This window comes from Candidatus Deferrimicrobiaceae bacterium, from assembly GCA_035256765.1.
In the GTDB taxonomy this organism is placed as follows: Bacteria; Desulfobacterota; Deferrimicrobia; order Deferrimicrobiales; family Deferrimicrobiaceae; genus CSP1-8.
The window spans coordinates 1-10,537 of the sequence record DATEXR010000185.1; the positions used below are offsets into that span (position 1 = coordinate 1).

Below are 10,537 nucleotides of genomic sequence, written 5' to 3' on the forward strand. Positions count from 1 at the left end.
TGTCCCAGTTTGACCAGGATGAGGTCCCCCGCCGGGTGCCCGTACGTGTCGTTGACCTTCTTGAAGTGGTCGATGTCGAACAGGAGGAGTGTCAGGGGATGCGAGTAGTTCCGGGCGCGGCGCAACTCCGCCTCGAACCGCTGGGTGAAATATCCCCGGGAGTAGACCTTGGTCAGGGGGTCGATCGCTGCGCTTTGCTCCGCCGACTCGATCGTCGTGGCGTGCTGGAACGAGTTGCCGAGCAGGTCCGCCATCATCGATGCGAAGGCGATTTCCTCGCTCAGGCGGATTTCGCTCGAAACCACCACGAGGGCGCCCACGACCTCCGAATCCATGGTCACCGGGGCCACGAGATCCGGCATGATCCCGTTCCTTTCCAGGGAGTTCAACCCCACCGGCCATTGTGTTTTCGACGAGACGTGATCTTCCTTCGTGGTGACGACCCGGTTGGAAAGGGCCATCCCCAGGATTCCGTCATCGGGGCTGATGCGGATCTTTCCTTTCCAGTTCGCCGGGAAACCGACTCCCTCGACCAGAGTGAGCTGGGTTTCCCCCCTGGCCGGGGCGAAGAACCCGACCTGGGAGGCGTGGAAGAACTCCTTCATGAACCGGACGGCGATCGATGGTATGGCGGTGATGGCCAACCTCCCGGTCAGGCTCCTCACGATCATCGGGATCCGGGTGGCGATCTCCCTCTTCCGTTGGAGTTCCGCCTGCGTCTTGGTCATATCGTTGGTCAGTTCCTGATAGCTCCGCAGCAGACGCTCGGTTTCCGTCTTGCTCTCGGTCTGCGTGGATCGGCGGATCAGCCATCCGATGATGAACCCCAATAAGGTCCCCGCCATGGCGACCACCGCTATCAGTGGGGAAAACAGGTCCTGGCCCATCGCCTCTGTAACCCTTCCTCTTTCCGGGATCCGGTGCGCTATCCCTCGCCCTCCTACTCCGGGAGGCAGTGGGGGAGATTCCCGTTCGGGATGATAGTAACAACAAAGAGGGCGGAAAAAAACATCCCTGTTTACGATCCCGGAAAAATCGCGAACGTACTCTCCGCCTTCCTCCGGGCCAAGGCCTTCCCAACGGCCGGAAATGCGACAGGCCGGAAATGCGATTTTGCGGCGGCCCTTCCGTCCCTGTACAATACAGGGCAACGGTGGCGCGGCCGGATGGGGGAATGACCCATCCGCCGGGCGGCCCCAATCGCGCGGAGGAACAACAACCCGGGACCGGAAAGGGGAGACCCCTCCGCGATCCCGGGATCCAGGGGATGACCGATTTTCCCGACATCGGCGACCTGCCCGAACGGGCGGCGAATCTCGCCGCGAGGCTTTCGGAGTGCGACATCTGCCCCCGGGTCTGCCGGGTGAACCGGAAAGAGGGGGAACGGGGCGTCTGCGGCGTCGGGAAGAACGCCGCGGTGGCGTCGTTCGGCCCCCACTTCGGCGAGGAAGCCCCCCTGGTGGGGTACAAAGGCTCGGGGACCGTCTTCTTCTCCGGCTGCAACCTCCGGTGTGTCTTCTGCCAGAACTACGAGATCAGCCACCAGGTCGAGGGGAGCGAGGAGTCCGCGGAGAGGCTCGCCGGCATCTTCCTTTCGATCCGTTCGATGGGCTGCCACAACCTGAATTTGGTCACCCCGACGCACGTGACGCCCCAGGTCCTGGAGGCCCTGTCCATAGCCGCGTCGCGCGGGTTGGCAATCCCGGTGGTGTACAACTGCGGGGGGTACGAAAGCGTCGATACGCTGCGGCAGCTCGAGGGGGTGGTCGACATCTACATGCCCGACGTCAAGTTCCTCGACGCGGAGGCGGCGGCGCGGTACTGCGACGCCCCGGATTATCCCGAGGTGGTACGCGCGGCGCTTGCGGAGATGGCCCGTCAGGTGGGGCCTCTTTCCCTCGATCGCCACGGAATCGCCCGCCGGGGGCTTCTCGTCCGCCACCTCGTCATGCCCGGGGAGGCCTCGACGACCCGCCAAGTGATCGACTTTCTCGCCGAAGGGATCGGGAAGGACACCTACCTGAATCTGATGAACCAGTACCGCCCGTGCGGGCGGGCACTCGAGTTTCCGGAGATCGGCCGTCGCACCTCGGAAAGCGAGTGGCGGGAGGCGCGGGACTACGCCCTCGAAAAAGGGATGGTTCGCCTGGACGCAGTGTAGGGCCGCAGGGGAAACGGGGAGCCCCGCAGGGTCGCCGCGCCTTGACACCGGTCGCTCCGGGTTGGTACATTACAATTTAGCACTCTTCCTGTTCGAGTGCTAAATTCCTCCCCGGGAAAGGGAAAATGACGGCAGTGCTGGATGACCGAGGAGCGAAGGTGCTTCGCCTCATCGTCGAAGATTACATCGAATCGGCGGAGCCCGTCGGCTCGCGCACCATTTCCAAGAAGATGGGGCAGGTCCTCTCGCCCGCCACGATCCGGAACATCATGGCGGACCTCGAGGAGATGGGGTACCTGTGCCAGCCCCACACCTCGGCGGGGCGCATCCCCACCGGCGCGGGCTTCCGGTATTACGTCAACTACCTCCTCGCAAGGCGCCAGCTGGCCAGGTCCGAACGCGACCTGCTCCAGCAGGTGACGGGGGAAGAGAGCGCCGGCGCGGACGAGGTGGTGCGCCACGCCAGCCGCCTTCTGTCGAACCTCTCCCGGCATGCGTGCGTGGTCGTCGTCTCCCGGTACTTGCACCAGGTGCTCCGGTCCCTCGGTTTCCTCCGCGCGTCCAGCGAAAGGATTCTGCTGGTGGCCGTGCTCCAGGGCGGCTGGGTCCAGCACCGCCTCATCGAGGGAGAGCATCGCCTCACGTCCGACGAGCTCGAAAAGATCAACGCCTACCTGAACGAGATGGCGGTGGGGTTCACCCTTCCCCAGCTTCGCGTGAAGATCCTGAACGAGATGAAGAAGGAGAAGACGCGCTACGACCGCCTGATGCGCAAGGCCCTCCTGCTCGGATCCAAGGCCCTGGCCGATGCCGTTCCCGGGGAAGTCTACATCGAGGGGCGGGCCAACATTCTCGAGCAGCCGGAGTTCGCCGAGGACGTCCATAAGCTCAAGCGGATCCTCCACGCCTTCGAGGAGAAGAATATCATCCTGCGGCTTCTCGACGCCGCGCTCGAGAGCGACGCCATCCAGGTTTCCATCGGTTCCGAGAACCAGGTGGAGGATCTGCCCGAAATCGCGGTGGTCGCCTCGGGATATCACCAGGGGGAAAACGCGATGGGAGGGATCGGGCTCATCGGCCCGGTCCGCATGGATTACTCGCGGGTCATCCCCCTCGTGGAATACACGGCCCGTGTCTTGAGCTCCGTCCTGGAGCAACGATAGCGGCGCGGCCGGTTCCCCGCAATCGGACAAGCGGAAAGGAAGTCCCATCTCGACGAGACGAGGGGCATCGGATATGACGAAGAAGGAAAAAAGTCCCGAGCAGGATGCCGGAGAGGCCGCCGGGGAGATCCTTCCGGAGGCGGCGGAACCGGGGGAGCAGGAGGTCTGCTCCGAACCGGAGGAGGATGAGCTCGCCCGCGTCAAAAGCCGGCTGGCCTACCTCGCTGCGGAGTTCGACAATTACCGCAAGCGAGCGGCCCGGGAAAAGGAGGCGATCGTCTCCTTCGGGAACGAGCGGATCCTCCTCGCGATTCTGCCTTTCCTGGACAACCTGGAGCGGGCGATCACCCGATCCCGATCCACCGGGGAGGAAGGGGCCCTCTCCTCCGGTGTCCGGATGACATACGACCAGATCCTGGCCGAGCTCCGGAAGTTCGGGCTGGAGCAGATATCCGCCGTCGGGGAGCCGTTCGACCCGAACCTGCACGAGGCGATCGCCAGGGTCCCGTGGGGGGGAAAGCCCGAAGGCACGGTTCTGGATGAGAGCCGCAAGGGGTACCTCCTGAACGGGCGTCTTCTCCGCCCTTCCCAGGTGACCGTGGCGCATGGGGCGCCGGAGTCCGGACCGCCCGGCAGGGAGGGCGGCGACGGGCCCGGCTGTTCCGCGCAGGGGAGCGCAGATGGAGAGACGTGATTACTACGATGTGCTCGGCGTGCAGAGGACCTGCACCCTCGAGGACCTGAAGAGGGTCTACCGGAAGCTCGCCCTCGAATACCACCCGGACCGCAACTCCGGCAACCAGGAGGCCGAGGAGCGTTTCAAGGAGGTCAACGAGGCCTACTCCGTCCTCTCCGACCCGCAGAGAAGGGAGCAGTACGACATGTACGGCCACGCGGCGCCGTCCGGCCAGGGGTTCGAGGGGTTCGGGGGATTCGGCTTCGCAGGCGTGGAGGAGATCTTCAACGAGTTCTTCGGGCTCGGGTCCGTTTTCGGCGGGGTCCGCGACCGGTCCCGCCGGGGGGCGGACCTCCGGTACAACCTCGCCGTCAAGTTCGAGGAGGCGGTGTTCGGGACCGAGAAGGAGATCGTGGTCCCCCGGACCGGGTCCTGCCGGGAGTGCTCGGGGACGGGGGCGAAGAAGGGGACCCGCCCGGAAAGGTGCGGCGCATGCAACGGCCGCGGGCAGGTGACCGTCCAGCAGGGGTTTTTCTCCCTTTCCCGGACGTGCGGGCGGTGCCGCGGCACGGGCGAGGTGATCAAGGAGCACTGTCCCGCATGCGCCGGAAGCGGGATGGTCCAGGAAAAGAGGCCGCTCAAGATCAAGGTGCCCCCCGGGGTGGACAACGAGACCCGCCTGAAACTGCGGGGAGAGGGGGAGGCCGGGCGCGGAGGCGCCTCCGCGGGAGACCTCTACGTCGTGATCTCGGTGGGGGACCATCCGTTCTTCGCGAGGAAGGGGGCGGACCTGTTCTGCGAGGTGCCGATCACCTTCTCGCAGGCGGCCCTCGGGAGCGAGATCGAGGTGCCCACGCTCTCCGGCAGGAAAAAGATCACCATCCCTCCGGGTACGCCGTCCGGGCACGAGTTCGTCATCCGGGGAGAGGGGGTCACGGTCATCAATTCCCACCGCAGGGGGAACCTCGTGGTGCGCGTCCTGATCGACGTGCCGAAGAAACTGACGAAGCGTCAGAAGGAACTGCTGGCCGAGTTCCAGCAGATCTGCGAGCATTCGCCGGGGTCCGCATCCCGGACCTTTTTCGAGAAGGTCAAGGAGATCTTCGGTTGAGCTCCGCCTCCGGGCCGCGCGGCGGATCCGGTCCGGCCATCGGGGTGGGTCCGGCGCGACGGGCGCGCGCCTTCCCCGGCCTGGCCTTCCTCATTTTGGCTCTCCTCCTGACGCCGGCGCGCGGGGAGGAGCCGCCGCCCTTTCTGGGGTCGCTTTCCGATACGGTGCCGGTGGAACGCCCGGCCGGGACGACGGTCGGGAAGGGAGGAACCCCGGGGGGGATCGTTCCCCTGGCCCTCCTTCGGAACGCCGAGACGGAATTCCGGTCCGGGGACCCCGCCAAGGCACTCTCCCTGTTTCTCGACCTCGCGTACAACTTTTCCGACGACGAGCGCAAGGGGTTCGTCTGGATGAGGGTCGCCGACCTGCTCCTGGCGAGGCAGGAGTTCCGGCAGGCCCTCGACGCGGCGGACAAGGCGGTCCTTCTGTCCCGGGCGCGCTTCCTCGTTCTCTCCGCGATGGATCGGAAGTTCCGGATCTACCGGGAATTGCGATGGGATACCGAGGCCCGCCAGGCCGCGGCGTATCTATTGGACCAGGGATACATCGACGCGGACTCGTCGGAACTCCTTTCGGGGATGGCCCGCGCGGACGCCCGGGAAGGAAAGATCTCCCTGGCGCTGTCCGAATACACCCGGGCGATCTCCTCGGCGGCCGATCCCGGGGTCACCCGGCGTCTCGCGGACGAACGGAACGCCCTGATCGACGGGTTGGCGGACATCCCGGCGCTCTGGGATGCCGCGCAGTCGGAGGAGAATTCCGAGATCCGGGCCCACCTGTACCTGCATCTCGGCCGGCTGGCGGTCCGGAGAGGGTTTTCCGGTATGGGAGCCTTCGCCCTGGAGAGGGCATCCCGCACCGGAGGGGCATCGGGCGAGGAAGCGGCCCGGCAGGTGTCCCGCCTGGAGAAGTTCCTCGGTTCCCGGCCGAAGATCGCGGGGCTCGTCCCCTTGAGCGGGAAGTACGCGGACCTGGGGTTCGCCGTGCTCTGCGGGGCGGAAGTGGCGATCCGCCGCTCGCGCAGCCAGGAGGCGGAGCCCCTGTCTCCGGTGCTGCGCTGGATGGACACGGAAGGACAGCCCGGGAGGGCCCGCGTGCTGTTCCAGATGGCCTTCGCCGAGAGGTCCGTGATCGGGTTCATCGGGCCGCTCACGGGGGAGGAAGGGCATTCGGTGAGCGCCGTCTTCGATCCGAAGTCTCCCCCGGTCCTCTACCTGGGGCAGAAGACGATCCCGGAGAAGCCGTTCCTCTACTCGTTCGGGCTCACCCCGAGGCAGGAGGCGCGCGCGGTCCTGTCCCATCTGGCGAGGAAAGGGAGAAACGACCTGATCCTTTTCCACCCGGATAACGGCTATGGCCGCGGGTTCGCGGACGCGGTGGCCGCCGCAGCCGGGGAGACGGGCGTCCGGGTGGGCAGGACGGTTTCCTACAGCCCGGAAACCAGCGATTTCACGGGCGTGATACGCAAGGCGGTGGGAAACGCCGCCTTCTCCCGCTTTTCCTCCGGGAAGGAGAAGGGTGCGGCGATGAAACTGCCGCAGGATGCGATCCTCATCGCGGACCGTTGGGAAAAGGTGTTTCTCCTCGCCTCCCAACTCCGGTTCTACAACATCTACCTTCCCCTGGCCGGCTTTTCGGGGTGGAACAACGAGGAACTGCTCGGGAAGGCCAAGGATGCCGTGAACGGCTCCGTGTTCTCCGTGGACTACGCCGGCGGGGGGGCGGGGTCTCCGGGAGAGATGTTCCGGAAGGAGTACGAGGAGGCGCTGGGACGCAGCCCCTCCCGCTTCGAGGCGATGGGGTATGACGCCGCCCTTCTTCTGGCGGAATCGTCCCGCCTCGAGGCCGCGAACGATTCCCGTCCGGCGGAAGAGGAAACCCGCGGGAAGATCGTCCGGTTACGGACATTCCGGGGGGTCACCGGAACGTTCCAGTTCGGGCCCGCCGGAGAGGTGCGCCGGAAGGTTTCCCTCCTGGCCGTGGAACTCGGGAACTTCATCCCGGTCCCGGAGCCCTAGCTCTCTTCCCCCATGAGGAACCGGTTCGAAGAGGAGGTAAGGGATGTCTTCGCCGCAGGCGGCCCGCTCGCCCGCGCGCTTGCCGGGTTCGAGCCGAGGCCCGGCCAGTTGCGGCTGGCCCTGGCCTGGGCGGGCGCTCTCGCCCGCGGGGAGACCCTGGTGGCGGAGGCGGGGACCGGCAGCGGGAAAACGCTTGCCTACCTGATCCCCTCCGTCCTGTCGGGGCGCAAGACGGTCGTTTCCACGGGGACGAAGACGCTCCAGCAGCAGATCGTCGAAAACGACGTCCCCCTCGTCCGGGAGACGCTGCGGTCCTCCTTTTCCTGCGTCGTGGTGAAAGGCCGCGGGAATTATCTCTGCCGCCGCCGGTGGAAGCGCTTCGCCGCCGAGCCGCTCTTCGAGTTTCCCGGGGAGGCGGGGCACTACGAGAGAATGCGCCGTTTCGCCGAGACGACGCGGATTGGGGATATCTCCGAATGCCCGGGCATTCCCGACGATTTTCACGCATGGTCGGAGGTCAACGCCCGGAGCGAGATGTGCGACCCCTCGTCCTGCCCGGAAACCGAGCGGTGCTTCCTCGCGGAAGTCCGTCGCCGCGCCCAGTCGGCGGACCTGGTGGTGGTGAACCACCACCTCTACTTTGCCGATCTGTCGATCCGGAGGAAGAGGGAGGGGGCGCCGGACCCGTCCGGGAGAGGGGGGATGGGCCGGGGCGGGGAAGTCCTCCCCCCGGCCGACGCCGTGATTTTCGACGAGGCCCACGGCATCGAGGAGGTCGCTTCCTCATTTTTCGGAGTGTCCGTCTCGCTCGCCCGGGCCCTGGAACTGTTCCGGGATCTCACTCGCGCCGCCCGGAGGGATGAGAAGGGGTGGCGGCTTATTCCTCCCGCCGCGGAGGAGTTCCGGAGGACCGCCGATGCGCTGTTCCGCTCGGCGGGAAGCGGCGAGGGAAGGTTCTTTCTCCCGCGGCCGGGTGCGGACCGGATCTTCGACCGGCTCTCCGCGGATCTCCTGCGGACGGGGGAGGAGCTGTCCCGGGCCCTCTCCTCCACTCCGGGAACCCTGTTCCTGGACGAGGATTCGGCGGGGGAGGCGGAGGCCCTCCTGCGCAGGGTCGATTCCTTCGCGGGGGACTTCGGGCTCCTCCGCGAATCGGATCCGGCGACCGCCGTGGCGTGGGGGGAACGCCGGGGGAACGCCGTGTCGCTGCAGCGAACTCCCGTCGAGGTCTCGCCCTTTCTCGCCGAAGGGTTGTGGAGCGGGGGCTTCCCGGTCCTGTTGACCTCGGCGACCCTGTCCGTTTCCGGGACCTTTTCCTATTTCCGGAAACGGGTGGGCCTTGCCGAGGTTGCCGCAAAGGAACTGATCGTGGATAATGAGTTTGACTTCGCTGGAAAAGCGCTGGTTTACGTGCCTGCCGGCCTTCCCGATCCCGGCGACGAGGGGTTTCCGGCTTCCGCGGCCAGGGAAATCGCGGAGATCCTGGGTTTGTCCGGCGGCGGCGGGCTCGTTCTCTGCACGAGTTACCGGACGCTCGGCGCGCTGGTGGAGGGATTGAGGGGGATATGGCCTCACCCGCTGCTCGTCCAGGGAGAGGCCCCCCGAACGCACCTCCTCAAGGCGTTCCGGGAGGATGCGGACACGGTCCTGATCGGTACCGGGACGTTCTGGGAGGGGATCGACGTTCCCGGCGAGTCGCTTCGCTGCGTGGTGATCGACAAACTCCCCTTCGCCCCGCCGAACGACCCGGTGGTGACGGCCCGTATCCAGGCGATCCGGGAGAAGGAGGGGGACCCCTTTTACGACTACCAGGTCCCCGAGGCGGTGCTGGCGCTGCGGCAGGGGATCGGGCGTCTGTTGCGGAGATATGACGATTTCGGGGTGATCGCCCTCCTCGACCACAGGGTGATCACGAGAGGATACGGGGCGATCTTCCGGGATAACCTCCCCGCGATGCCTTGGACCCGCGACCGGACCGTGGTGTCGGAGTTCTTCCGTCGTTTCCGGGAGGGACGGGAAGGGGGCAGGGAGAGGAAAAGGCGATGATACGAAAGGCGGTATTTCCGGCGGCGGGTTTCGGAACGCGGTTCCTTCCGGCCACGAAGGCTTCTCCCAAGGAGATGCTGCCTCTCGTGGACAAGCCGCTCATCCAGCACGGCGTGGAGGAGGCGCGAGCCGCCGGCATCCGGGACATGATCATCGTGACCGGCCGGGGAAAGCACGCGATCGAGGATCACTTCGACGTCGCCTACGAGCTGGAGGACCTTCTCCAGAAGAAGGGGGACGGCGCGCAGCTCGCCATCGTCCGGGCGATCACGGACCTGGCCGACTTCTTCTACGTGAGGCAGCACATGCCTCTCGGCCTGGGGCACGCCGTCCTGCGGACCATGGACATCGTCGGGGAGGAGCCGTTCGCCGTCGTCCTCGCCGACGACGTGATCGACTCGAAGGTCCCCGTGCTCCGCCAGATGATCGACGTCTACGAGAGATACAGCGCCGACTCGGTCCTCGCGATCCAGCGGGTGCCCCGGGATCAAGTCTCGCGGTACGGCATCATAAAGGGAAAGAGAGTCGCGGAAGGGGTGTACGAGGTGCTGGACTTGGTCGAGAAGCCGAAGCCCGCCAAGGCGCCGTCGGACCTGGCGATCATCGGCCGGTACATCCTCTCTCCCGCCATCTTTCCCGCTCTGGTGGCGACCCGTCCCGGCGCGGGGGGGGAGATCCAGCTCACCGACGCGCTCCGATCGCTGGTCGCCCGGGAACGGATGCTCGGGTACGAGTTCGAGGGGGTTCGGTACGACGCGGGGAACAAGCTCGGTTTCCTGATGGCCAACATCGCATTCGCCCTGAAGGACCCGGAGTTGGGGCCGGGCCTGCGCGCCTTCCTTGCCAAGGAGAGAAAGAGATGAGCAAAACGCCCAAAAGAAGGGACCGGGAGGAGGGGGAGGCCGTCATCCTCCGGGAGAGCGTGGGGAGGGTGACGTTCCTCGATCTGTTCGGGGACCCGGCGTTCCTGCCCCCCGCGGATGTCAACGAAAACACCGAGGAGCTCGTCATCCGGCTGGAGCTTCCCGGCGTGGGGAGGAACGAGGTCGCGGTCTTCGTGCAGGGAGGGACGATCGAGGTGCTCGGGGAGAAGATGCGGGATGTGTGCGGGGAGGATGCCTCCTTCCTGTGCGTCGAGCGGACCTTCGGGAAGTTCCGCCGGAGCTTCGAGTTGACCGGCTGCCTGAACAAGGGGTTGGCGAGGGCGGAGTTTAAGAACGGCGTTCTGGTGCTCTGCATCCCCAAGTGCGAGGAGCGGCGCGGCAAGAGGAAACGCATCAGGATAGAGGCGGAGGACTAGTGTACCGTCTCGTAAATAGCTTGTTGCACCGAGAGCGTCGATGCGCCGCGCCAGCAAGGCGC

General features: G+C 66.1%; 9 protein-coding genes. 8 read left to right on the forward strand and 1 reads right to left on the reverse strand.

What is annotated here, in order from left to right; all coding sequences use genetic code 11:
- Positions 1–887, reverse strand: an 887-nt coding sequence (locus tag VJ307_06245; protein ID HJX73740.1) for a sensor domain-containing diguanylate cyclase, incomplete at its 3' end; no start/stop codon positions are given.
- Positions 888–1,267: 380 nt separating this feature from the next.
- Between VJ307_06245 and VJ307_06250 the strand changes: the two genes are divergently transcribed.
- The 8 genes from VJ307_06250 (at position 1,268) to VJ307_06285 (ending at position 10,475) form a co-directional block, all read left to right on the forward strand.
- Positions 1,268–2,161, forward strand: a complete 894-nt coding sequence (locus tag VJ307_06250) for a radical SAM protein (GenBank protein ID HJX73741.1) — start codon at positions 1,268–1,270, stop codon at positions 2,159–2,161.
- Between the two features lie 125 nt (positions 2,162–2,286).
- Positions 2,287–3,324 carry a heat-inducible transcriptional repressor HrcA gene (hrcA, locus tag VJ307_06255; GenBank protein ID HJX73742.1) on the forward strand — a complete coding sequence of 346 codons (1,038 nt, stop codon included), beginning with the start codon at positions 2,287–2,289 and terminating at the stop codon, positions 3,322–3,324.
- Between the two features lie 73 nt (positions 3,325–3,397).
- Positions 3,398–4,018, forward strand: coding sequence for a nucleotide exchange factor GrpE (locus tag VJ307_06260; protein ID HJX73743.1), 621 nt, complete (start codon positions 3,398–3,400; stop codon positions 4,016–4,018).
- A complete protein-coding gene (dnaJ, locus tag VJ307_06265; protein HJX73744.1) occupies positions 4,005–5,111 on the forward strand; it encodes a molecular chaperone DnaJ in 1,107 nt (368 codons plus the stop codon). The genes VJ307_06260 and dnaJ overlap by 14 nt, the downstream gene beginning before the upstream one ends.
- Positions 5,112–5,155: 44 nt before the next feature.
- Positions 5,156–7,129, forward strand: a complete 1,974-nt coding sequence (locus tag VJ307_06270) for an ABC transporter substrate-binding protein (GenBank protein ID HJX73745.1) — start codon at positions 5,156–5,158, stop codon at positions 7,127–7,129.
- A 12-nt stretch (positions 7,130–7,141) separates the two neighbouring features.
- Positions 7,142–9,175: an ATP-dependent DNA helicase gene (locus VJ307_06275; GenBank protein ID HJX73746.1), complete on the forward strand. Its 2,034-nt coding sequence runs from the start codon at positions 7,142–7,144 to the stop codon at positions 9,173–9,175.
- Positions 9,172–10,038: a UTP--glucose-1-phosphate uridylyltransferase GalU gene (galU, locus tag VJ307_06280; protein HJX73747.1), complete on the forward strand. Its 867-nt coding sequence runs from the start codon at positions 9,172–9,174 to the stop codon at positions 10,036–10,038. Before VJ307_06275 ends, galU begins: the two co-directional genes overlap by 4 nt.
- Positions 10,035–10,475: an Hsp20/alpha crystallin family protein gene (locus VJ307_06285; GenBank protein HJX73748.1), complete on the forward strand. Its 441-nt coding sequence runs from the start codon at positions 10,035–10,037 to the stop codon at positions 10,473–10,475. The genes galU and VJ307_06285 overlap by 4 nt, the downstream gene beginning before the upstream one ends.
- Positions 10,476–10,537: the final 62 nt, after the last annotated feature.